General features: G+C 68.8%; 20 protein-coding genes and 1 tRNA gene. 11 read left to right on the top strand and 10 right to left on the bottom strand.

Annotated elements, in window-relative coordinates:
- Positions 1-16 precede the first annotated feature (16 nt).
- Together ABD172_RS14720 and ABD172_RS14715 are read left to right on the top strand one after the other, a co-directional pair.
- Complete coding sequence (locus ABD172_RS14720) at positions 17-724, top strand: hypothetical protein (protein ID WP_344310889.1); 708 nt, start codon at positions 17-19, stop codon at positions 722-724.
- Positions 708-1,814: a tyrosine-type recombinase/integrase gene (locus tag ABD172_RS14715; protein WP_344310888.1), complete on the top strand. Its 1,107-nt coding sequence runs from the start codon at positions 708-710 to the stop codon at positions 1,812-1,814. Before ABD172_RS14720 ends, ABD172_RS14715 begins: the two co-directional genes overlap by 17 nt.
- Positions 1,815-1,912: 98 nt before the next feature.
- Here ABD172_RS14715 and ABD172_RS14710 read toward each other — a convergent pair.
- Both ABD172_RS14710 and ABD172_RS14705 read right to left on the bottom strand, forming a co-directional pair.
- Positions 1,913-1,988, bottom strand: a tRNA-Lys gene (locus tag ABD172_RS14710).
- A gap of 123 nt (positions 1,989-2,111) precedes the next feature.
- The gene (locus tag ABD172_RS14705) at positions 2,112-3,128 is read right to left on the bottom strand and encodes a hypothetical protein (RefSeq protein WP_344310887.1); all 1,017 of its coding nucleotides are present in this window, start codon (positions 3,126-3,128) and stop codon (positions 2,112-2,114) included.
- Positions 3,129-3,296: 168 nt separating this feature from the next.
- Between ABD172_RS14705 and ABD172_RS14700 the strand changes: the two genes are divergently transcribed.
- The 3 genes from ABD172_RS14700 (at position 3,297) to ABD172_RS14690 (ending at position 5,897) form a co-directional block, all read left to right on the top strand.
- Positions 3,297-3,893, top strand: coding sequence for a hypothetical protein (locus ABD172_RS14700; RefSeq protein ID WP_344310885.1), 597 nt, complete (start codon positions 3,297-3,299; stop codon positions 3,891-3,893).
- 360 nt (positions 3,894-4,253) lie between these two features.
- The gene (locus tag ABD172_RS14695; protein WP_344310883.1) at positions 4,254-4,874 is read left to right on the top strand and encodes a DUF47 domain-containing protein; all 621 of its coding nucleotides are present in this window, start codon (positions 4,254-4,256) and stop codon (positions 4,872-4,874) included.
- 12 nt (positions 4,875-4,886) lie between these two features.
- A complete protein-coding gene (locus ABD172_RS14690; RefSeq protein WP_344310881.1) occupies positions 4,887-5,897 on the top strand; it encodes an inorganic phosphate transporter in 1,011 nt (336 codons plus the stop codon).
- Positions 5,898-6,210: 313 nt separating this feature from the next.
- Here the strand turns inward: ABD172_RS14690 and pstB are convergent, their stop codons facing one another.
- The 8 genes from pstB to ABD172_RS14650 form a co-directional block, all read right to left on the bottom strand.
- Positions 6,211-6,990 (bottom strand): phosphate ABC transporter ATP-binding protein PstB, encoded by a 780-nt coding sequence (pstB, locus tag ABD172_RS14685; protein WP_344310879.1) that lies wholly within the window; start codon positions 6,988-6,990, stop codon positions 6,211-6,213.
- A 20-nt stretch (positions 6,991-7,010) separates the two neighbouring features.
- Positions 7,011-8,228 (bottom strand): phosphate ABC transporter permease PstA, encoded by a 1,218-nt coding sequence (gene pstA, locus ABD172_RS14680; protein WP_344310878.1) that lies wholly within the window; start codon positions 8,226-8,228, stop codon positions 7,011-7,013.
- A gap of 4 nt (positions 8,229-8,232) precedes the next feature.
- Positions 8,233-9,171 (bottom strand): phosphate ABC transporter permease subunit PstC, encoded by a 939-nt coding sequence (gene pstC, locus ABD172_RS14675; RefSeq protein WP_425546697.1) that lies wholly within the window; start codon positions 9,169-9,171, stop codon positions 8,233-8,235.
- 161 nt (positions 9,172-9,332) lie between these two features.
- Positions 9,333-10,442 (bottom strand): phosphate ABC transporter substrate-binding protein PstS, encoded by a 1,110-nt coding sequence (pstS, locus tag ABD172_RS14670; RefSeq protein WP_344310874.1) that lies wholly within the window; start codon positions 10,440-10,442, stop codon positions 9,333-9,335.
- A 289-nt stretch (positions 10,443-10,731) separates the two neighbouring features.
- Entirely contained in the window at positions 10,732-11,697 is a 966-nt protein-coding gene (locus tag ABD172_RS14665) for an NUDIX hydrolase (RefSeq protein WP_344310872.1), read from the bottom strand.
- On the bottom strand, positions 11,694-13,838 hold the full coding sequence (locus tag ABD172_RS14660) for an RNA degradosome polyphosphate kinase (RefSeq protein ID WP_344310870.1): 2,145 nt from the start codon (positions 13,836-13,838) through the stop codon (positions 11,694-11,696). Before ABD172_RS14660 ends, ABD172_RS14665 begins: the two co-directional genes overlap by 4 nt.
- 64 nt (positions 13,839-13,902) lie before the next feature.
- Positions 13,903-14,820 carry a mycothiol synthase gene (gene mshD / locus ABD172_RS14655; RefSeq protein WP_344310868.1) on the bottom strand — a complete coding sequence of 306 codons (918 nt, stop codon included), beginning with the start codon at positions 14,818-14,820 and terminating at the stop codon, positions 13,903-13,905.
- Positions 14,807-15,496 carry a winged helix-turn-helix domain-containing protein gene (locus ABD172_RS14650; protein WP_344310866.1) on the bottom strand — a complete coding sequence of 230 codons (690 nt, stop codon included), beginning with the start codon at positions 15,494-15,496 and terminating at the stop codon, positions 14,807-14,809. The genes mshD and ABD172_RS14650 overlap by 14 nt, the downstream gene beginning before the upstream one ends.
- A gap of 228 nt (positions 15,497-15,724) precedes the next feature.
- On the opposite strand from ABD172_RS14650, the gene ABD172_RS14645 reads away from it, so the two are divergent.
- From ABD172_RS14645 to ABD172_RS14620, 6 genes are all read left to right on the top strand, one after another.
- The gene (locus ABD172_RS14645) at positions 15,725-16,528 is read left to right on the top strand and encodes an ammonia permease (RefSeq protein ID WP_344310865.1); all 804 of its coding nucleotides are present in this window, start codon (positions 15,725-15,727) and stop codon (positions 16,526-16,528) included.
- A gap of 177 nt (positions 16,529-16,705) precedes the next feature.
- On the top strand, positions 16,706-17,308 hold the full coding sequence (locus ABD172_RS14640; RefSeq protein ID WP_344310863.1) for a heme-binding beta-barrel domain-containing protein: 603 nt from the start codon (positions 16,706-16,708) through the stop codon (positions 17,306-17,308).
- The gene (locus ABD172_RS14635) at positions 17,305-18,126 is read left to right on the top strand and encodes a hypothetical protein (protein WP_344310861.1); all 822 of its coding nucleotides are present in this window, start codon (positions 17,305-17,307) and stop codon (positions 18,124-18,126) included. Before ABD172_RS14640 ends, ABD172_RS14635 begins: the two co-directional genes overlap by 4 nt.
- A gap of 64 nt (positions 18,127-18,190) precedes the next feature.
- A complete protein-coding gene (ygfZ, locus tag ABD172_RS14630; protein WP_344310859.1) occupies positions 18,191-19,315 on the top strand; it encodes a CAF17-like 4Fe-4S cluster assembly/insertion protein YgfZ in 1,125 nt (374 codons plus the stop codon).
- 228 nt (positions 19,316-19,543) lie between these two features.
- Complete coding sequence (gabT, locus tag ABD172_RS14625; protein ID WP_344310857.1) at positions 19,544-20,914, top strand: 4-aminobutyrate--2-oxoglutarate transaminase; 1,371 nt, start codon at positions 19,544-19,546, stop codon at positions 20,912-20,914.
- A gap of 106 nt (positions 20,915-21,020) precedes the next feature.
- Complete coding sequence (locus ABD172_RS14620) at positions 21,021-23,165, top strand: amidase (RefSeq protein WP_344310855.1); 2,145 nt, start codon at positions 21,021-21,023, stop codon at positions 23,163-23,165.
- Positions 23,166-23,585: the final 420 nt, after the last annotated feature.

The raw sequence follows: 23,585 nt of genomic DNA, 5'->3' as shown, positions 1-23,585 counted from the left end.
CGAATATCCTCATGGCATGCCAACGAATGAGTCACCGCTGGAGCTCGCCACCGTCTTCGGCCAGAACTTCATGCATGCCCGCCACGAAATCGGCGCAACACTCGACCAGGTAGCCAAAGAAGCGCGGCTCCACGGGGCTCGGTGGACTGCATCGAGAGTCAAGAACCTCGAGTCCGGCAACATGGCGCCCACTGTCCCGAACCTGTGCACTGCAGCCTGGGTGCTCACCTCGCTGGACGAAACAGCATCGTGGACAGTTGCTGGACTGATCTCCACGGACGATCCCGACGACTTCGTGAGGATCGGAGAACTCGACGTCAGGAATCGTTTCGTCGTCGAAACGCTTACCGGAGAAACTCTTCGCCCGCTCGGGGCAGGCGACTATCGCGGAGGAGTGGAGGAAGCCGAAGGCGTCATTGGCGAAATGCTTGATACCTTCCGCGAGTACGGTCCAAACGTCACGGCAGAGCAGTTCCGCATAGCCGAGGCAAGCATCGGGCTAGCCGACAAGCGGGCCGCCAAACGTCTAGGCGTCAACGTTCGTGCCGTCGCAGGGGCTGCGCTGCGCCGGTGGGGGAACACGCTCTCCGTCGAAGTCGAAAAGCAATCCGCCCCGGATGCCTCAGCGCAGGCCAAGGGGCATATCACCCGGCGTCTCACTGAAGAGCTGCGGGCGGACGTCGAAGCACTCGGGGTGAGGAACGCCGATGGCGACGATCACTAAGTACGCAACGGATGCCGGCACGCGATACCGCGTCCGCTGGTACGACGATGAACGGCGAGAACGGCAGAAGCGCGGATTCGTCCGGAAGCGCGACGCCGAGGAGTTCGCGTCGAGGATCGCCGTTGCACTGTCGGATGGCACCTACACTCGCCCGACTGCAGGGAACGTCACCGTCGAGGCTCTCGGTGATGCATGGATCGCGCGTCAGACTCACCTGAAGGCCTCTACGAAACGCGGTTACGTGTCGGGGTGGGAGAACTACGTGAAACCCCGGTGGGGGAGCGTACGGGCCTCCGGAGTGCGTAAGACGGCAGTGTCCGCATGGGTTGCAGAAATGTCGGAGGGGCGTTCCTATACGACCGTCACCCGGAACCTCGGGATCCTTCGTTCGATCCTCGCGGACGCTGTCGACGACCGGATCATTCCGAACAACCCTGCCGAGGGCATCAAGAACCTCCCGACTCGAGGCGAAGGCCGGCAAACGTTCCTCACGCACGAGCAACTGCACGCCCTGGCGAACGCGGCAGAGGACCGGAGAGCCCTGATCCTGACCCTCGGGTACTGCGGGCTGCGGTGGGGGGAAGCGACAGCACTACGAGTCCGCGACGTGAACCTCGTGAAGAACCGCCTGCGCATCGAACGGAACGCGGTCGAAGTTGGTTCTCGCATCGTCGAGGGCACACCGAAGAATCACGAACGCCGTAGCGTGCCATTCCCTGCGTTCCTACGCCCGGTGCTGGCCGAAGCGATGAAAGACAAACTGCCGGACGCGCTTGTCTTTCCCGGACCCGCCGGAGACTACCTCCGCAGGCCGAAGAACGAACGCTCATGGTGGGTCAAAGCCTGCGAGGAAGCGCGGAGCGGAGACGATTCGTTCCCCGAAGGTCTCACTCGGCACGACCTCCGTCACACTGCGGCGTCGTTGGCGATCAGTGCCGGCGTGAACATCAAGGCCCTGCAACGGATGCTCGGGCACTCGTCCGCCTCGCTCACCCTGGACAGGTATGGGCACCTGTTTCCCGACGACCTCGATTCGGTTGCAACGGGACTTGATGCTGCAGTGCGCGCACTGGGGTTGCAGGCCGGTTGAGTTTCGTATGCGGCCAATATGCGGCCACTGGGTGATTCTGCTGAACGAACGAACCCCCGCCTTCCCTGTGATTTCAAGGGAGAGCGGGGGTTCCTTCATGGTGGGCCCCGTGGGGATCGAACCCACGACCCGCGGATTAAAAGTCCGCTGCTCTGCCAGCTGAGCTAGAGGCCCGGGCGCTCGGCGGCGTTCCGGCCACAGCTCGGAGGTTGACACCTCGGAGGCGGCGGAACGGCGCGAAAAGCACCGAGCCAAGTGTAGACCGCTGCCACGGGAGTTCCCAAAGCCCGGCGCTGTTCAGAGCCGCACGTCGGGCCGGTAGGTGCGCGGCGCGTCGTCGTCCGGTGCGTCCTCGGCCCGGTCGGCGGCGTCCCGGGCGCCCGAGGCGCCCCGGTCTCCCAGCGCCCCGGGCGCGTCGTCGTCCGCGGACTTCCGGCCCTTGCGGCCGGTGCGCTTGAGGACCTCCCCCGGGATCACGTCGGTGATCCCGCCGCCGCGCTTCTTCGCGAGTTCGATGAAGTTCCGCAGGCCCGCCATGAGGTCGGCGTCCTTCTTCGGGGTGCTCGTCTTCGGGTCCAGGTCCTTCTCGAAGTACGTGGGGATGGGGCCGAACGCCGTGTCCGCGTGTGTGACGACCGACTTCGCCATCTGATGGTTGACGACGCCGCCCACGATCGCGCCCACGCCGAACGGGAGCACACGCCCGACGAACGATCCGGCGCCCTTCGCCGCGAACTTCCTCACCATCATCTTCCGCATGCGTTTGACGACGGTGTCGAGCACCTGGTTCGGGATCTGTTTGGCGACGAGGGAGCCCCAGTTCGCGTTGACCGCCTGTCCGCCCTGTGCCTGCCCGGCGAACTGCTTGACGAGGTCCGCGCCCGAGGACCCCAGCATGAGGCCCATGACGAGGGCGTTCGCCCGCTCCGGGTCACGCACCGGCAGACCGTGCAACTCCGACAGTGCCTGGGCGTAGAGCGCGCTGCCCTCGAGGAATCCGGCGGTCTCCGCCGCGGCGACCGCGACGGCCACACCCGTGCCGATGCCGGGAACGACCGCGGCCGCACCGACTGCAGCACCGCCACCGGTCGTCGCGACGAGGTAGTGCTGCGACACGATGTGGGCGATCTCGGCCGGAGTCGCGTCCGGGTGGCGGCGACGGAGGGACCGGAGGTACGCGATGACGACGGGACGCTGGACCGAGAGCAGCCGCTCGACGGCACCGTGCGCGCGCGGGTGGAGCGTCCCGTCGTCCTGGAACGCGAACTTCCCGGCCATCCCCAGGCCCTTCATGACGGTCTTCTTCTTGTCCACGTGAGACTCCTGTCGTCGGGCGCTGTGCTTGAGAGGCGCCGTACGGAACGCAGTACGGAACAGGAACGCTGTTCCCGGCCAGTCTACGAACCCCACCGGTGATTTCGCGCGGGGTTTCCGCACAGGTTCCGCAGCGGGCCCCGGACTCCCGGGTCTACCATGGGCGCGATGAACAAGCGCTTCCACAAGCCCGTCCCCGTCGCCTCCCTCGACACCTCGGACCCGCGCTCGGATCCCTCGACGCAGGCCGAACTCGCGCATGCCACCGCGGCCCTCCTCATCCGCCGGGTGGGTGACGACCCGGAGGTCCGGGACGAGGCCGCGGTCCGGCGGTTCGTCGGTCTCGCGGACGAACTCGGAATCGAGGTGATCGCGCAGATGTGGTCGACGGCCCCCGCCGTCTCCCTCCCCGGCAGTCTCTGGCGGCTCTACGCGCTGCGTGAGTGGATTCGCCGGCAGCCCGCCGCCGCGTCCCGCTGGTACGCCGCCGGGATGCACGGTCAGTCCGTCGCCGAGGTGGTCGCGGGCGTGGAGACCCCGCCGGGTCCCGAGGAGGTCGCCCGGGCGGCCGACGAGATCCTCGCCGGGGCCTTCACCGGGGACTACGGGGTCGCCCTCCTGCGGGCGGCCGCCTTCGTCACCGTCACCGCGCGGGGCCGTGCCGTCGACGAGCACGAGGAATCCGTCGACCTCGCGAACTTCGGTGCCCTCGCCGACGACCTCGTGGCCGCCGGCCGCGCGTGGCGGGCCGGACACCTCGACTGAGCGGCAGGCGGTGCCCGACCGGCGTCGGGCACCGGTTCACGGTGCCGGGAGCCGCGTGGCGCCTCGGCGGGGAAACACTGAGGCATATCCCACCCGCCGACCCGTGGTCCTCTCCGGCCCACCGCGTTACCCTGGATGCGTGGCGTTCGCGCCACACGGGTGTCGGCCCGCTGAAGCCCCGGGCTCCAACTCACGCCGCCACGAGCGGCCTACCGCCGAGAGGCGCTCTCGGGTCGACACCCACCACAACCCCATGCACAGCCCGGCCACGGGCACGGATCCGCGAGCGGGACCACCGGCCGTCACGGTCCGGCGGGACACCTTCCCGCGCCGGTCCCGTCGACGAGGAAGGTTGCCCCGATGCGGCTGCGGAGAATGCCCCAGGGGTCCGTGTACTACCAGCGGTTCATCGAACTCGCCGAACACATCCTCGAGGCCAACCTCGTCCTCGCCGAACTCTCCGGGATCCCCGTCGACCAGCGCCGTGACGCTGTCGCCCGCATGGAATCCATCTGCGACGCCGCCGACGACACCGTCGGGTCGATCGTGAGGATCATGCGCGAGAACTACCTCACGCCGCTCGACCGCGAGGACATGTACGCCCTCGCCGATTCCCTCCGGGAGACCTGCTACCGCCTCAACGCGATGGGCTTCGCGATGTCGTCCTCCGCGTTCGACGAACTCCCGCCCGGCCTCCTCGAGATGCTCGCACTCCTCTCCACCGAGTCCGACCAGACGCTCCGCATGACGAAACGCCTCCGGCCGAAGACGGACCAGTGGGAGTACGTCGTCACGATCGACCAGTTGCACCGCCGGGCCGTGTCCCTCCAGCAGAAGGTGTCCGACGCGGTGCCCGCCGCCCGCCGGGGTCTGCTTTATCTCGCGGCCGCCACCCAGGTCTCCGAGGCCTTCATCGCCACCTCCATGTCCTTCAAGGACGTGGAACGGGTGGTCGCGCGTATCGCGCTCAAGGAATCCTGAGAGCCACCGGTCGTGGAGCTCCTCTTCGCCGTCGTCGTCCTCGTCGCGCTCGCGTTCACCTTCATGAACGGGTTCCACGACATGGGCGTCACCCTCGGGAACGTCGTCGCCGCCCGAGCCCTCGAGCCGCGCGTCGCGGTGTGGCTCGCGGTCGTCTTCAACTTCGTCGGAGCCCTCGTCGGGCAGTCCCTCGCCGAGGTGTTCGCCCGGTACGTCGTCGACTTCCCACCCGATGCGGTCGACACGATGGCGATCATCATCGCCGGGCTCCTCGGCGGGCTCGTCGTCAACATCGTCACCTATGTCATGGCGATCCCGGTGTCGTCGACGCACTGCCTCATCGGTGGGCTGCTGGGTGCGGGGATCGTGTTCGGGGCCCACATCGACGAGGCGGCCTTCGGCACGCAGGTCCTCGCACCGCTGCTCGTCGCCCCGGTCATCGCCTTCGCGTTCTCCTTCGTGCTCATGGCCGTTCTCGCCCGCCTCGCCGGGACCGCGGCGCCCAAACACCTGTTCCGCACCGCGCGGAAGGTCGACAGTGTGCTCGTCGGTGGCCTCGCCCTCGCGCACGGGGTGCAGAGTGCGCAGAAGTCCGCGGCGCTCGTGATGATCGCGTGGTACGCGATCGAGACCGGGGGAGCAGACGAGGTTCCGGAGTCGTTCACGGTGTCGTGGTGGGTCCGGATCTCCGTCGCGCTCGTTCTCGCTCTCGGCACGGGTCTGAGCGGATGGCGGGTGGCCCGGACGGTGAGTGTGCGCATGGTGCGGATGGACCCGGTGCGGGCGGTCGTCTCCGACATCACGTCCGCCACCTATCTGCTGTCGGCGGCGTTCTTCCACGCCCTACCGACCTCGCAGAGCTACACCGTCGTCGCGGCGAACCTCGGCACGCAGTTCATCGGACCGCGGACGACGATCCGGATCCGGTATCTGCTCCCGACGGCCGCGATGTGGTTGTTGTGCATCCCGGTGTGCGGCGTGCTCGGGGCGGTCTTCGCCGGGCCGATGTTGCTGCTGGACTGAATGCAGGCGGAGCGCCGTGTGCGCGTGGTGGTACGGGTCCGTCGTGCCGAGAACCGGATCTCCTACGGATCCGACAAAGGCGAACGATTCGGTTTCCCCTTCGCGAGGCGCAAATCGAATCGTTTACCCGCGTCAGAAGCGTTGGCTTCGCACGGGCCGCAGCGAGGTGTCATGAACGCCGGGAGTTGAATGCCGAGGGGCCCGCGCCGTCGTGATGACGGAGAGGGCCCCTCGTGCTGTACGCGCCGCAGTATCCCGCGACCCGTTGGTCCCCGGAAGTGTCGACGAACAGCACTCCGCAGGGAAATCCCGATCAGCCGAAGCGACCGGAGATGTAGTTCTGCGTCTCGTCCTTCTCCGGGTTGGAGAAGATGACGTCCGTGTCGTTGAACTCGATGAGGTTGCCGGGCTTGCCGGTCCCGGCGATGTTGAAGAACGCGGTGCGATCGGAGACACGCGCGGCCTGCTGCATGTTGTGCGTGACGATGACGACCGTGAAGTCCTGCTTGAGCTCGTGGATGAGGTCCTCGATCGCGAGCGTGGAGATCGGGTCGAGCGCGGAGCAGGGTTCGTCCATGAGGAGCACGGACGGTTCGACGGCGATCGCGCGGGCGATGCACAGGCGCTGCTGCTGACCACCGGAGAGGCCGTTGCCGGGCTTGTCGAGGCGGTCCTTCACCTCGTTCCACAGGTTCGCGCCGCGCAGCGACTTCTCCGCGAGGTCGTCGGCCTCGGAACGGGAGAGGCGCTTGTTGTTGAGGCGGACGCCGGCGAGGACGTTCTCCTTGATGGACATGGTCGGGAACGGGTTCGCGCGCTGGAACACCATGCCGACCTCACGGCGGACGTTCACAGGGTCGACCCCGGCGGCGTAGATGTCCTCGCCGTCCATGAAGACCTTGCCCTGCACGGAGGCGCCCGGAATGACCTCGTGCATGCGGTTGAGAGTCCGCAGCACGGTGGACTTGCCACAGCCGGAGGGGCCGATGAATGCGGTGACGGACTTGGGTTCGATGTGCATGCTCACACCCTCGACGGCGCGGAAGTCGCCGTAGAAGATGTTGAGATCATCGATGTCGATCTGCTTGGACATTGTTTTCCTCTCCAGACCGCTCAGCGGCCGGCCTTCGGGGCGAGCAGCTTGGCGATGACGCGGGCGATGACGTTGAGCACCATGACGATGAGGATGAGCACGAGGGCGGCGGCCCAGGCCCGTTCAGCGCTGGCGAAGGATGCCACACCCGGGGACACCGGTCGCATGGCGGAGTCGTAGATGAAGGTCGGCAGGGACGACATCCATCCGTCGAACAGGTTGAAGTTGAGGTTCTTGGCGAAACCGGCGGTCACCATGATCGGTGCGGTCTCACCGATGACGCGGGCGATCGCGATCGTGATGCCCGAGAGGATACCGGAGACGGATGTCGGGAGGACGATCTTCACGATCGTCTTCCACTTCGGCACGCCGAGTGCATAGGACGCCTCACGGAGGTCGTCGGGAACGAGGCGCAGGATCTCCTCCGCGTTGCGGACGACGACCGGGATCATGAGGACCGACAGGGCGACGGCGGCCGAGAAGCCCATCTTCGCGTTGGCCATGAGCGCCGGGCTGATCCACGACAACACGGTGCTGAAGAGGGAGAAGGCGAACAGACCCGCGACGATCGACGGGATACCGGTCATGACGTCGACGAGGAAGGTGATTCCGCGACCGAGTGCGGTCTTGCCGCCGTACTCGACGAGGTAGATCGCCGTGAGCAGACCGATCGGGATCGAGATGATCGAGGCGGCGAGCGTGATGAGGAGCGTACCGATCGTCGCGTGGTAGAAGCCGCCCATGAGGCCGGTCTCCCCGTTCGCGTAGCCCTGGTCGAGCGAACCGGTCATGCCCTGCATGGTGCGGGTGAGCACCGAGGAGTTCTCGAGGAGCACAGGCAGGCCGTTGCTGAGGGTGAGCCACAGCAGTGAGACGAGCGGGATGCAGGCGAGGACGAAGGAGCTCGTCACCAGCGTCGTCGCGACACGGTCGGTGGCCTTGCGCATGCCCTCGACGACACCGGACCACGTGAGGATCGCGATGAAGTTGATGATGCCGGCGAGGAACGCCGCGAGCGCGATGTTGAAGCCGTCGGAGACGACGAGGGTGATGACGACCGCGGCGACGACCGAGGCGACGGCGACGAGCGCGGGCGCGATCTTGGGCAGCTGCGCCGCGCGCAGCGTGCGGACCTTCCCGTCCTTCGCGAGCTTCGGTGCCTTCGGCGGTTCCGGTGCCGAGGTGCCGTGCGCCTCGGGGCCGGTGACGTCCGTGGGTTCGGTTTCAGTCGTGGACATGGAATCAGCCCTTCACCGAGGTCTTGGCGACGATCGCGCGGGCCGCCATGTTCACCAGGAGGGTGATGACGAAGAGCACGAGGCCGATCGAGATGAGTTCGGACAACCGGAGGCCGGCGGCCTCCGGGAAGTTCTGGGCGATCTCCGAGGCGATCGTCTGGTTGCCGGACACGACGAGCGAGGCGGTGAGGGCTCCCGGCGCGAGGATCATCGCGACGGCCATGGTCTCACCGAGTGCGCGTCCGAGGCCGAGCATGATCGCCGAGGCGATGCCCGAGGCGCCGAACGGAAGGACGGCCATACGGATCATCTCCCAACGGGTGGCGCCGAGCGCGAGTGCGGCCTCCTCCTGCAGGCGGGGGGTCTGGAGGAAGACTTCGCGGACGAGCGAGGTGATGATCGGGAGGATCATGATCGCGAGGACGAAGGACGCGGTGAGGATCGTGCGGCCCGACTGGGACACGTACCCCTGGGCATCCGGTGCGAAGAGGGGGATCCAGCCGGCGTAGTCCGCGAGCCACTGGTAGACGGGGACGAGGCCCCCCGAGAGCGCGATGCCCCACAGGCCGTAGACGACCGAGGGGATCGCGGCGAGGAGGTCGATGACGTAGCCGAGCACGGGGGCCCACCGGCGCGGTGCCATGTGCGTCGTGAAGAGCGCGATGCCGAGCGCGAACGGCGTCGCGACGACGAGGGCGATCGCGGCGGAGATGAGCGTGCCGATGACGAGCGGCCAGACGTACTGGAGGAAGCCGCCCGAGGAGAGCGCCTCGGGGTCGTTCAACTGCGCCTCGATGACGCCACCGGACTGGGCGATGAGGAAGAGGGCGACACCGGCGAGGATCGCGAGGATCAGGATGCCGGCGGCGAGCGTCGCCGTCGAGAAGACGGCGTCACCGACCCGGACGACGGGTTTGGGTGGAGCGGCAGGCGGTGTCTCCACCTCTGTGCTGGTAGCCACGTGGACTCCTCAATTCCGTAGTGCGTGCGGGGCCATGTACATGACTCCTGTGACAGGACTCTCATGGTCCCGCGTGAACCGCCGAAGCGGCGCAGCGCACCGGAGTGCACTACGCCGCTCGTGGCTGGACATGCTGTGTCCGGTCAGGCTGCGACCGTGATGGTGTCGAGGATCTCGGTGATCTGCGTGCGCAGGTCCTCGGAGATCGGCGCGGAGCCGGCCGACTCGGCGGCAGCGGCCTGGCCGTCCTCGGACACGACGTAGTTCTCCCATGCCTTCACCATATCGACGGTGGCCTGGTCGGCGTAGGTCGAGCAGACGAGGTGGTAGGAGACGAGCACGATCGGGTAGGCACCCGAGGCGGTGGTGTCGCGCTCGAGTTCGATCGCGAGGTCGCCCTCGGCGCGGCCCTCGGCGACCGGCGAGGCGTCGACGACCGCGGCAGCGGCCTCGGGGGAGTACGCGACGTACTCCTCGCCGACCTTGACCGACACGGTGGAGAGGCCCTCGGTGGCGGAGGCGTCGGCGTAGCCGATCGCACCGGCGGTCGAGGACACGGTGGAGACGACACCGTCGGTGCCCTGGGCGCCCTCACCGCCGAATGCGGCCGGGAAGGCCTCGCCTGCTTCCTCGCCCCAGGCGTCGCCGGCAGCGACCTCGAGGTACTCGGTGAAGTTCTCGGTGGTGCCCGAGTCGTCCGAGCGGTGGACGGGGGTGATCGGGAGATCGGGGAGGGTGACGCCCTCGTTCTCCGCGGCGATCGCCGGGTCGTTCCAGTTCGTGATCTGACCGGAGAAGATGCCCGCGACGAGCTCGGCGGACATGTTGAGGGAGTCGACGCCCTCGACGTTGAACGCGATCGCGATCGGGGAGATGTAGACGGGGAACTCGAACGCACCGTCGGGTCCGCAGACCTCCTTGGCGGTCTCGACCTCGTCCTCCTTGAGGGCGGCGTCGGAACCGGCGAACTGTGCGGAGCCGGCGAGGAACTGCTCGCGACCGGCGCCGGAGCCGTCCGGGGAGTACTGGACCTGGAGCTCGGGGTGGACCTCGGTGACACCGGCGGTCCATGCATCCATGGCGGCCTTCTGCGAGGAGGCGCCGATGCCGGTGAGGGTGCCGGAAACGGAGGACTCTGCGGCTTCGCCACCGCCGGAGGTCTCGCCGGTGGCGGATCCGCCGCCACATGCGGTCAGGACGAGCGCGCCGGCTGCAGCGGTGGCCGCGGCGGGGAGGAATCGCTTGAGCTTCACGGTGATGCCTTTCGTAAACAACGGCTGAGAGATTCGCGGTCAGGGCGCTCTCGCCCCGTGTGCGGGAACCACGCTAGGGAGGGGCGGTGGCCGGAAGGGGTGCGAAAGGTGAATAGGAGGTGAATGGGCGCCCAAAGCGAAACATTTTCGGTCACAGTTAGGTTAAGGGACGTGACCCGCTTCACTGTATGTGAACGGAGGGCGAACCCGAGGCCGAGATCCGCTGAATTCCGCGGGCCCCGAGGGCCTGAACCGGCCGGGCGTGTACCGCTGCCGGACGGACGCTCCCTCACTCGTCGATCGGACGGAACATCTCCACGTCGACGATGCGCGGGAGCGGACCCGGTCGCACGTACGCGACGAGGATCTGCCCGGGGGACATGTACGGGTCCTTCTCCGGGATCCGGGCCACGACACCGGCCGGTGCGAGGTCGGCGAGGGTCTCGAGGACGGTGGGCAGCACCGGCCGGTGCGTGCACAACGCCGTCGGCCTCTCCTTCGCAAGCGCCTTCTCCAGCGCGCGTCGGGTGCGGGCGGGGTTGGCGGCGTTCGCCTTCTCGGAGAACGCGCCGACCGTCTTCACCTTCCTGTCGATCGAGGCGGCGAAGGGCTTCATCGTCGCGACACACCGCTTCCACGGGCTGGACACGACCCGGGTGATGCCCCACGCCGCGAGGAGTCCGGTGAGCGCCATCGACTGGCGGGTCCCGAGCGCCAACAGCGGCCGCAGGCTCTCGGTCTCGTGCCACTTCGAACGGGGGAACGCCTTGCCGTGGCGGACGATGACGAACGGTCGGGCGCGGAGGTTCTGCAGCCGGTACGCGTGCTCGAGCTTGTCGAGCTGTTCGCGGTCGCTGAATCGGGTGAGGCGGTTCCGTGCGGCGTCCGCGGTGAACCACTCGACCCGGTCGATCTCCCGGGGGTTCTCGGCAGTGCCCGGTGCGGTGCTCGTCACCTCCGCGGACCAGAAGGAGACGTGCTTCGTGAGGTTCCTCCCGACGGTGTACCGTGCTGCCGGCAGCGGCAGCCCGAGTGAGACCCGGTACCCGGTCTCCTCCTCGACTTCGCGGACCGCCGCCTCGGGAAGGGTCTCCCCGGGGTCGACCTTGCCCTTGGGCCACGACCAGTCGTTGTACCGGGGACGGTGGACGAGGAGGACCTCGAGTCCGTTCCGACCCTCCCGCCAGCACACCGCGCCGGCGGCGAGGATGTCCGCGGTGACACCTGCGGACTCGCCTGCGTGGCGGACGTTCACCGTTCGGCCACCCGGCCCTTCCGGGCGTGGCGACGGACGAGTTCGGTCTGGTAGTCGAGGAGCGGTTGCCCCTCGGCGTCCCGGGTGGACCGGGTCCAGATCCCGTTCCCCCCGAGGGCGAATGCCGAGGTGCCGGGGTCGAAGGCGAGGTCGAAGAGGCTGTCGACCTCCGCGATGTGGCTCGGATCGGTGATCCGGACGAGCGCCTCGACGCGGCGATCGAGGTTGCGGTGCATGAGGTCCGCCGAGCCGATGTACGCGATTCGGTCCGCACCCTCGCCGAAGACGAAGACGCGGGAGTGCTCGAGGTACCGGCCGAGGACGGAACGCACCTCGATGTTCTCGCTCAGCCCCTCGATGCCGGGGCGGATCGCACAGATCCCGCGGACGAACAGCTGCACCTTCACCCCGGCACGGGACGCGAGGTAGAGCGCGTCGATGATCGCCTCGTCGACGATCGAGTTCATCTTCATGCGGATGCGGGCCGGTTCCCCGACCTCCGCCCGCGCGGTCTGCTCGCGGATGAGTTCGAGCAATCCCTCGCGGACCCGGGTGGGCGCGACGAGCAGGCGCGAGTAGTTCGAGTGCGGGGCGTAGCCGGAGAGCTGGTTGAACAGGCGGGTGAGGTCCTGGCCGACCTCGGGGTCACGGGTGAGCAGACCGAAGTCCTCGTAGGCACGTGCCGTCTTCGGGTGGTAGTTGCCGGTGCCGACATGGCAGTACCGGACGAGGCCCGAACTCTCCTGGCGGACGACGAGGCACAGCTTCGCATGCGTCTTGAGCCCGACGATGCCGTAGACGACGTGGACGCCCGCGCGCTCGAGCTTGCGGGCCCACGTGATGTTCGCCTCCTCGTCGAACCGGGCCTTGATCTCGACGACCGCGAGGACCTGTTTCCCGTCCTGGGCCGCCTCGATGAGTGCATCGATGATCGGCGAGTCGCCACTCGTACGGTAGAGCGTCTGCTTGATGGTGAGGACCTTCGGGTCCGCGGCCGCCTGCTCGAGGAACGCCTGCACGCTCGTGGAGAACGAGTCGTAGGGGTGGTGGAGGAGAATGTCGCGTTCGCTCATCGCCGCGAACACGTCGACCTGGTCCGAGGACTCCGTGGCGGAGAGGTACCGGTTCATCGCCGGCACGGCCTTCGGGAAGTGGAGGTCGTCCCGCGAGAGGTCGGTGACCGCGGAGAAACCGCGCATGTCGAGCGGGGTGGGGAGCTCGTAGATCTCCTCCTCGTCGATCCCGAGCTCGCGCTTGAGCAGTTCGCGGATCCGCGGGTTCATGTCCTCCGTGATCTCGAGGCGCACCGCCGGTCCGAACTTGCGGCGCAGGAGCTCCTTCTCGAGGGCCTTGAGGAGGTTCTCGGCGTCGTCCTCCTCGACCTCGACGTCCTCGTTGCGGGTGACCCGGAAGACGGACCGGTCGAGCACCTCCATGCCGGTGAAGAGGTCGCCGAGGTGCGCGCCGATGAGGTCCTCGAGCGCGAGGAACCGCGCGGGGTACTCCGCGCTCGGCTGCCGGGTGTCCGCGGTACCGGAGACATTGATGAACCGTGGCAGGCTCGGCGGCACCTTGACCCGCGCGAACAGCTCGTTCCCGGACGTCGGGTGGCGCAGCAGCACGCCGAGATTGAGCGAGAGGCCCGAGATGTACGGGAAGGGGTGTGCGGGGTCGACCGCGAGCGGGGTGAGAACGGGGAACACCTGGGAATGGAACACCGCGGCGGCGCGCTCGTGCTCCTCGGGGGTCAGGTCCGCCATCGACACCCGGTAGATGCCCTCGGCCCGGAGCTTCGGCCCGATGTCGAGCGCGAGGAGCTCGGCATGGCGCTTCATGAGCGTGTGCGCATGACGGCCGAGCGAGCGCAGGACGGCCCGTGGCTGTGCCCCGGTGATCGAGGGCACGGCGAGGCCGGCGTTGATCCGCCGCTTGAGGCCGGCGACCCGGACCATGAAGAACTCGTCGAGGTTGGACGCGAAGATCGCGAGGAAGTTGAGCCGTTCGAGGAGCGGCACCTCCTGGTCGGCGGCGAGTTCGAGGACGCGTTCGTTGAAGGCGAGCCAGCTCAGTTCACGATCGAGGAACCTGTCGGACGGGGCGGGGAGCTCATGGTCGGAACCGAAACCGGTGAGGTCGTACACGAGGTGCCTCCGGGAAGCAGTGGGGCGAGAGCGCTCCACGGCGGGCGCCGCGGACACGCAGTGGTCACTCGGTGGGAGGGGCGAAGCTCGCGTGGACGACGGCGTGCGTGAATCCGAGGGATTCGTACAGTCGCCGTGCCGGGACGTTGTCGCTCTCCACATAGAGTTCTATCACCTGCGCGCCGAGACCCAGGAGCCTGCGCATCCCCTCGAGGGTGAGCGCACGGCCGACGCCCTTCGCATGGACATGCGGATCGACCGCGACGACGTAGACCTCCCCGACGGTCTTCCCCGAGGGGTGGTCCGTGTGGAGTTTCACCTGGTGGAAGCCGATGAGAGCGCGGTCCCGTTCGGCGATGACGACGTCCGCGGGACGGAAGTCCGGGTCCCCGACGATCGCTGCGATGTCCTCCGGGGTCTGCCGGCCCTGCTCCGGATGCCAGTCGAACGCCGCATTGTTCACCCGCAACCAACCCGGCTCGTCGCCGGGGGCGAAGTCGCGGAGGACGACGCCGTCGGGGGCGGCGGGGGCGGGGACGACGGGGGAGTCGTCCGTGTGGAGCTGGAGGAGTTCGCGTTCCCGTGCGTACCCGAGGGCCGCGGCGAGGTGGCCCGCCGCGGGATGGTCGCCGTGGGACCAGAACCACGCGGGAGTCCCGGCGGCCGTGAGGTCCGCGTGCATGCGACGGACGAGTGCCCCACCGGCGCCGGTGCCGCGGTGTGCGGGGGCGAGGACCGCCTCGGCGGCACCGCGCTCGCCCTGCGGGGCGGCGACGCCGAAGCCGAGGAGTGCGCCCCCGGGGTCACGAAGACCCCACATCCGGGTCTGCGGAGTGGGGTCGTGGACGAGTGCGAGGAGCCCGTCGGAGATCGGGGGAGTGCCGTCGACGGTGGTCGCTGCGGCCAGCAGCGCGGAGACCTCGGGCGGCATCACGGTGAACTGTTCGACGTCACCGATCAGCGGCGACTCATTCCTCGGCACTCTGGTCCTCCTCGGGTTCGGCGGGGCTGAAACGATAACCCACGTTCCTCACCGTGTGGATGGTCGATTCGAGTTCCGGACCGAGCTTGGCGCGCAGACGCCGGATGTGGACGTCGACGGTGCGGGTGCCGCCGTAGTAGTCGTAACCCCACACGTCCTGCAGCAACTGGGCGCGGGTGAACACCCGGCCGGGGTGCTGGGCGAGGAACTTGAGGAGCTCGAACTCCTTGTACGTGAGGTCGAGGGCGTTGCCGGAGACCGAGGCGGTGTACGAGTTCTCGTCGATGACGAGGGCGCCGACGACGGTCGGGCCGTCCTCCTCCTCGACCTGGGCGACGTGGGTGCGGGCGAGGCGGAGGCGGGCGTCGACCTCCGCGGGGCCGGCCCCGGCGAGGATGATGTCCGCGGTCTTCCAGCTCGCATTGGCCGCTGCGAGTCCGCCCTCCGTGAGGACGATGACGAGCGGGACGTCGATCCCGATCGTCGCGAGGCGTTCGGCCATGCTCGGGGCGAGGGAGAGATTCGTGGTCGCGTCGTACACGGCGACGTCCACCTGCGGGGCCCGCATGAGGTCCGCGTGGTCGATCGTGCAGTAGTGGATCGTGTGGGGGAGGAACTCCAGTGCTGCCAGGGCCGGGGTGTTCTCCGTCGACGGTCCCGGCGTGATATGCAGCACTCGCACTCTCATGCCCCCTGTTGTCTGTTGTCGTGTTGTCGTGTCGGCCGTTCGGAACGGTCCGAGTATACCCAGCGGCGTGTGTGCCACTTCACTCGGACGAAACTCGAAGCGATTGTATCGGGCGTTTGTCACCGGCGGGTAACACGTGGCTCGGGAGCGGCCGGGAGACCCTCCGGCACCACCCGCCTCCCGGCGGCGGACCCCGGGGTTTGGCACTATGGACCCGTGGCGAGATGGATTCCGGTCATGGTGACCCTCGGTTTGGCAGCGGCACTCGGTGTGTCGCACTTCTTCGGTTTCGGACCGGTGGGAGTGGCTGCCGCCGTCGTCGTCGCCGCTTTCGCCTACGGGTGGCCACGGCTCACGGACTCCCCGCAGCCGCGCGTCACCTCGCTCATGCTCTTCGGCTTCGGCCTCGTCGGCATGGTGTCCGTGTGGCTCGTGCCCGAGCTGCCGTACCTCGAGTGGTTGCCGATCCTCACGGGCATCGGTCTGCTGTGGGCGTTCCTCCAGAACCTCGCCCGCGGGGTCGAGGCCAAGGACGCCGTCGCGAACGTGTCCGCCCAGGTCTCCGGACTCGTCATCTCCCTCGCGACCGCGAGTTGGGTCGCCGGGTTCCGCGTCCCGGGGGACCGCGAGGCGGTGGTCGTCGGTCTCGTCGCGATCATCCTCGCCCAGTTCGCCACCGCGATGCCGTGGCCGGCGCGGTACACCTCGCCCCTCGCCGTCGGGATCGGCCTGCTCGGCGGCGGCGCCACGGGCGCACTCTTCTCCTCCGGTTCGCTCGGCATCCTCACCGCGATGCTCCTCGGCGCGATCCTCGGCCTGCTCGTCGCCTCCGTCGACCGCATGCTCGGGATGATCGCGGACAGCCGGTACCAGGCGCGCAAGCTGCGGGAGAGCCGCACGCTCGAGGACGCGAAGGCGAAGGCCCGCCGGGCCGCGGTGCACCTCGCGATCGGGGCGGCCCCCATCGCGCTCGGTGGGATCGTCGTCCACGTCCTCGCCCGGATCTTCGTCTTCCGCTGAGTCCGCCGTCGAACCCGACGTGCGCGCAGCGCACTCCTGAATGCATAGAATGGCGGCATGGAAGAATACGCAGCTCTCAAGATTTTCTTCGAGGTCCTCGTCGCCGGCGTCGCCCTCGGTACCCTCGGGGTCGCCTACAAGGTGATCCGCAACCTGTTCGTCACCAAGCGCTGATCGATGCCGATCGAGATCGATGCCTCCCTCGATCCGGAGCTCGTGCCCCTGGCCTGGCTCATCGGGTCCTGGGAGGGCGTGGGCGTGGTCGGCTACCCGGGGACGCCGGAGAAGCAGTTCGGGCAGCGGATCGACTTCGTCGCTCCCACGGGGGCCCCGTTCCTCCACTACACCGCGCACGCCTGGCTCATGAGCGAGGACGGCACGCTCGACGACGTCCTCGCCCTGGAGACGGGCATCTGGCAGCTCGTGCGTGACCGCAAGGAGTACGACGCGGGTCCGGGGCTCATGGTCCCCACCGCGGAGTCCCCCTTCACGACGGCCGATGCCGTCGAGGGCATGCGAAATGCGGACGGCGATTTCGACCTCGAGGTGGAGATCGCGCACCCGCACGGCGTCCTCGAGCTCTACGCGGGCCGGGTGAACGGCCCACGCATCGACCTCGCGACGGACGTCGTCGCCCGCACCCGCACGGCCAAGCCCTACACCGCGTCGAAGCGGATGTACGGACTCGTGCAGGGCGAACTCATGTGGGCCTGGGACATGGCGGCGATGGGTCACGAACTCACGAGTCACGCCTCCGCACGTCTCAAGAAAGTCGCGTGACCGACACTCCTGACGCGCCGACCCTCGTCCTCGCTCCGCACCCGCGGGCCGAGCGGCGGGGGCTTTCGCGTTTGCGGACGCCGTTCCGATCACCGCTTCGCACCTCCGGCGTCGTGGTGCTCCTCGTGGTTCTCCTCGCCTGCCTCGCCTTCGCCGCCGTCACCTGGGAGCGGGTGTCCGCACTGGTGACGCACCTCGAGGAGGCGAGCACGAGCGCGGACGCGTTCGTCACCGCGCTCACCGAGGACCCCGAGTCCGCGCGGGCGCACCTCGACGACGCGACTGCGGCCCTCGACTCCGCGACGGAGGATCTCGCGGCGTTCCCGGTGGCGCAGGCCGCCTGGCTGCCGTGGCTCGGGGAGAACGTCGCAGCCGTGGAGACCGTGGTCGCGGCCTTCTCCGACGTCGCCACGACGACCGGCCCCACCGTTGCCGAGGCGGCCCTCCTCTTCGACTTCTCCGCGCCCGAGGCGGGGGCGGGGTCCCTGCCGTCCCTCGCCGGCGCCTCGGCCGCGGCGAAGGAGGACCTGGGGCGGGCGGCGACGGTCCTCGTCACCCTGCCGGACGCCGTCGAGACGCTGCGCACCGCGCGCGACGACGTCGCCGCGGTCGACACCTCGCGCCTCCTGCCGCCCGTCCGCGACGCGATCGAGCAGGCGCAGGGGGCACTCGAGTCGGCCTACTCGACGATCGAACCCGCCGCCGCGGCGTTCGGCGAGCTCGCCGGACGCATCGATACGGCTCTGCGGTTCCTCGGCCTCGGCGACACGGTCGACGGCTGGGTCGAGGGGATCCGCGCATGGGCGGAAGGACTATGATGGCCGCCCCGCACGCACACGGAATCCGCACCACCCACCGCACGCGAACGAAGAAGGAATCCTCGTGAACACTCTCCGGTTCCCCCGCAGCTCCGCCGTTCTCGGTGAGGGGGCGCATGCGTCCGAGGTCGCCCACTTCGGCAACCCGCTCCTCGAGCAGCGCCGCCTGTCGATGCGGAAGGCGGTCGCCGACCTCTCCGCCGTCCGGGTCCTCACGCTCACCGGCCCGGACCGCCTGCGGTGGCTCGACTCGATCACGACCCAGAAGGTCGCCGCGCTTCCGGCCGGTACGTCGACGGAGACGCTCGTCCTCTCGCCGACCGGGCACATCGAGCACTGGCTGCGCCTGTACGAGGACGGTGAGACCCTGTGGGCACTCGTCGACCGCGGCGCCGACGAGGCGATCGCGTTCCTCGAGTCCATGAAGTTCATGATGCGTGTCGAGATCACCGACGTCTCCGACCGCTTCCAGGCCGTCGGGGTCCTCGGGGATCCGCCGGCAGGCCTGCCTACTACCGTCGTGTGGGACGACCCGTGGCCGCGGATCGGTGAGGGCTCGGCCTCCTATGCGCTCGTCGACGCCGGGATGCCGGTCGCGTCCCCGAGCCACCCGGGTTCGGAATTCGACTTCCGGATCGTCGTCGCCGACCGCGCGGTCCTCGCCGACTGGGATCCGGCGGCGGACGGTGTGGAGGTCGTCGGACGGGACGCATGGGAGGCGCTGCGCATCGAGGCATGGCGCCCGGGAGCGACGGACACCGACCACAAGTCGCTCGTCGGGGAACTCGACGTGCTCCGCACCGCCGTCCACCTCGCGAAGGGCTGCTACCGCGGACAGGAGGCCGTGGCCCGGGTGCACAACCTCGGGCAGACCCCGCGGCGCCTCGTGTTCCTCCATCTCGACGGGTCCGGGCATTCCCTGCCCGAGGCGGGTGCCGCCGTCCGTGCCGAGGTCCGCGGTGCCGAGCGGGAGGTCGGGACGGTCACCTCGGTCGCCCTCCACCACGAGCTCGGGCCGATCGCCCTCGCCGTCGTCAAGCGCACCCTCGATCCCGAGGCGCCCCTCCTCGTCGACGGGCCGGGAGAGGAGCGCATCGCGGCCTCCGCGGAGACCGTCGTCGTCACCGAACGGGACAACCGGACCGGCATTCCCGGCCGCAACCGCGAGACGGACATGCGGTCCCGCTGAGCGACACCTCGGCGGAGGACCGCTGGACTGGGTGTTCTCGCACAGGTATTCCGACGAGGAGTGTTTCCTTCGTGTGTCGGCCTCGTAAACGTCCGCGACACGCGTCGTGACCTCGCTCACGAGGGTCCGATAGGAGGTCCGCGAGGCCCGGAAATCCGCGGCACGCGCAGTCTCATGCGCGCGGTCCCCTTTGTGACAAGGGACCGGGCCGGGGCCTATCCTTCGAGCATGACCGAAATCGCAATGGGCGGCCCCGCTGTGCCGCAGGAACGCAAGCTCGTCACGGCCATCCCCGGCCCGAAGTCGCTCGAACTCAACGAGCGTCGTCGGAAGGCCGTCACGGACGCGGTCCCCACCAGCCACCCCTCGTACATCGCCGCAGCCGGCGGGGGCATCCTCGTCGACGTCGACGGCAACCAGATCATCGACCTCGGCTCCGGCATCGCCGTCGCCACCGTCGGTAACTCCAATCCCCACGTCGTCGAGAAGGCCAAGGCCCAGCTCGACATGTTCACCCACACCTGCTTCATGGTGAACGCCTACGAGTCCTACGTCGACGCCGCCGAGAAGATCAACGCCCTCACCCCGGGCGACTTCGAGAAGCGCACCGCCTTCTTCAACTCCGGTGCCGAGGCCGTCGAGAACGCCGTCAAGGCCGCCCGGTCCTACACCGGTCGCCGCGCCGTCGTCGTCTTCGACAACGCGTACCACGGCCGCACGAACCTCACCCTCGCGATGACCGCGAAGGCCAAGCCGTACAAGAAGTCGGCGTACGGCCCGTTCGCCTCGGACATCTACCGCATGCCGATGTCCTACCCCTACCGCGACAACGCGGCGGCCGGCACCAAGCTCACGGGTGAGGAGGCCGCCAAGCGCGTCATCACCCAGATCCGGACCCAGATCGGTGCCGACGCTGTCGCCGCGATCGTCATCGAGCCGATCCAGGGCGAGGGCGGCTTCATCGTCCCGGCCGAGGGCTTCCTGCCCTCGATCGTCGAGTTCGCCAAGGAGAACGGCATCGTCTTCGTCGCGGACGAGGTCCAGTCCGGCTTCGCGCGCACCGGCAAGATGTTCGCCTCCGAGTGGGAAGGCATCGAGCCCGACCTCGTCACCATGGCCAAGGGCATCGCCGGTGGTCTGCCGCTGTCGGCCGTCTCCGGTCGCGCGGACATCATGGACGCTGCGGGCGTCGGTGGCATGGGCGGCACCTACGGTGGTAACCCCACCGCCGTCGCCGCCGCACTCGGTGCGCTCGAGTCCTACGAGCAGGACGGCCTCGTCGCCCGTGCGCTCGAGATCGGTGAGGTCATCGAGGGTCGCCTCGCGAAGCTCCAGGGCATGTACCCGGGCGTCATCGGTGATGTGCGCGGCCGCGGAGCGATGCAGGCGATGGAGCTCGTCCAGGAGGGCACCATCGAGCCCAACCCCGAGCTCACGAACGCGATCGCGGACTTCGGCACGAAGAACGGTCTGCTCCTCCTCGTGACCGGCACCTACGGCAACGTCATCCGCTTCCTCCCGCCGCTCTCGATCTCCGACGAGCTGCTGAACGACGCCTTCGACGTCATCGAAGAAGCCTTCGCGGCCGCACTGGCCTGATCGGCTCCGGCCCGATCCGGGCACCCTCCCGCAGGGGCGGCATCACCGATGCCGCCCCTGCGGTGCATTCATCCCCTCGTCCCCCCCACCCTTCCCGAGGATCCCCGTGCAGCTCTCCACCGCCACGATCGCCGACCTCTCCGCCGCGCTCGACGCCGGTACCGTCACCGCCGTCGACCTCCTCGCGCTCACGCTCGCCCGCGTCGACGCCTACGACACGAACGGCCCGCGACTGAACTCCCTCGTCGAGGAGGCTCCGGACGCGATCGAGGCGGCCCGCGCCTCCGACGCCCGCCGCGCCGCGGGCCGCGCCCGGGGGCCGCTCGACGGCATCCCGTACACGGTCAAGGACAGCTATGCGGTCGCGGGGATGGGCCTGTCGGCCGGGTCCCCGGCGTTCGAGCACCTCGTGGCCCGTGAGGACGCCTTCACCGTCGCCCGGCTGCGCGCGGCCGGGGCCGTGCTCGTCGGGAGGACGACGATGCCTCCGATGGCCGCGGGCGGGACGCAGGACGGCGTGCACGGCCGCGCGGAGAGCCCGCACAACGCCGACTACCTGCCGGCCGCCTGGTACTCCGGCTCCTCGAGCGGTTCCGGCAGTGCGACGGCCGCCGGCCTCGGGGTGTTCGGCATGGCGGAGGAAACGGTGTCCTCGGGACGTTCACCCGCTTCGAACAACGGTCTCGTCGCCTACACACCCTCCCGGGGGATCCTCTCGATCCGGGGCAACTGGCCCCTCTTCCCCATCCGTGACGTCGTCGTCCCGCACACGCGGTGCCTGCGTGATCTGTTCACGGTGCTCGATGCGATCGTCGTCGACGACCCGGACACGCGCAGCGACTTCTGGCGCTCCCAGACCGCGGTCCCGCTGCCGCGGCCGAGCGAGGTCCGTCCGGAGTCGTACCAGGCTCTCGCGGACCCGGACGCATTGCGGGGCAAGCGCCTCGGCGTACCGGCGATGTACATCGGTGCGGATCCACGGATCGAGGTCCGTCCCTCGGTGCTCGCCCTCTGGGAGCGCGCGGTCGCGGATCTCGAGGCGTGCGGTGCGGAGGTCGTCGTCCTCGACCGGTTCCCCGTCATGGACACCGACGACGGTGGGGACGGGATCGCCCAGAACCGGGCCGGCATCACCGAGCCGAGCCCCGACCGCGATCTCGAGTACCTCCACGTGAACGCCCACGCGGCGCAGCACTTCCTCGACTGGGTCGCGGATCCGCTGTACCCCTCGTGGGAGCACATCGACCCCGCGACGATCTTCCCCAATCCGCCGGGCGGTGCGCCCGAGGAGCTCGGGATCGTGTACGCAGCGCCGCTGCAGGACTACGGGCGGTTGCTCGCGGAGTACGGGGGAGCGGTACGCGACTGGTCCGCGATTCCGGGACTCGACGATCTGCTGCGCCGGCTCGAACGGCGCAGGGCCGACACCTTCGAGTCCTGGATGGCCGATCACGGACTCGACGCGGTCGTGTTCCCCGCGAATGCGGACCTCGGCGAATCGTGCATGGACCACGACGTCGACGCCTTCGTCCGGGGCAACCGCAACGGCACGTACTTCTCGCACATGAACCGGATCGTGCGCGAACTCGGGATCCCGACGGTGTCCGTGTGCATGGGGATCCTCGAGGACATCGGGATGCCGGTCGACCTCACGTTCGCCGGTCCCGCCTACTCCGATTCCGCGCTGCTCACCTCCGCGTTCGCCTACGAGCACGCGACCGGGCACCGGCGCGCACCCGGCCGCACCCCGGCGCTGCCGGGGGAGGAAGCCGCCCTCTCCCGAGGTGCCGCGCGGCACCCGGCCCGGGGCGCCTCGGCGGGGGTGGACAAGGCCTGCGAAGGTGCCACGGAGCACCCGGACGCCGGCACCCGGGCGGCCAACGGGAACGGGTCCGCGCCGCTCGTGCGGGCGGCGGTCGGCATGGTGCGCGGGGCGATCGTCGTGACCGGCCGGACGCAGTCGGGCGATCCGGATGTGCGGACCGAGGCGCGGGTGAACGGCCGGCCCATGGAACTCACGGGTCTCGCAGCCGACGGCGGCAGCGGCAGTTGGCGGGTGGAGCTCGATCCGGCGCCGTACCTCGCGGACGGGGAGGTCGCACCGGACGAACGCGGACCGGGGGCCGAGCTCCTCAGTGCCGACGAGATCGTCGTGCTCGCCCTCGCCCGGGACACGAGCGGCCGGACGGACCTCGCCCGCACGCGCCTCGCACTGCGTCCCCGGAGGGCCCGAGGCCGCGCCGTGCGGTGAGCACGTCGACGTCCACGTCGCAATGGGCTGCGGTCGCGGACCTTCATATCGCGATCGGCTGGGGTCGCCGGCCTTCATATCGCAATAGGCTGCTGGATTTCGGCGGAACCGCGCATTCGATTGTGACTTCGATGGACAAAGCGAAGGCAATCGAGATCTCGACGGACGAGGCGCAGGGAATCGAGCGCGTGATTCTGCCTCGCCCCGAACGAGGAGCCGACCACCGAGAAGTACCCAGAAGGCCACAACGTTTCCACGGTCTACGTACAGAACAACCGTCGACCACCACAGAGAGACGCCACCCGTGCGGCGGGACACGAGAAATTCGGCGACTGGACACCTTTGAAGCCCGTGTCTCGAGGATTTTCGGCTCTTCGTAATCAGGGATGTAGTTGAGGTCTGAACCCACCACACTCCAGC

It is taken from the genome of Brevibacterium samyangense (assembly GCF_039529845.1).
Lineage (GTDB): Bacteria > Actinomycetota > Actinomycetes > Actinomycetales > Brevibacteriaceae > Brevibacterium > Brevibacterium samyangense.
The sequence above is the reverse complement of the archived record's forward strand: the minus strand, read 5'-3'. Positions and strand labels throughout refer to the sequence as shown.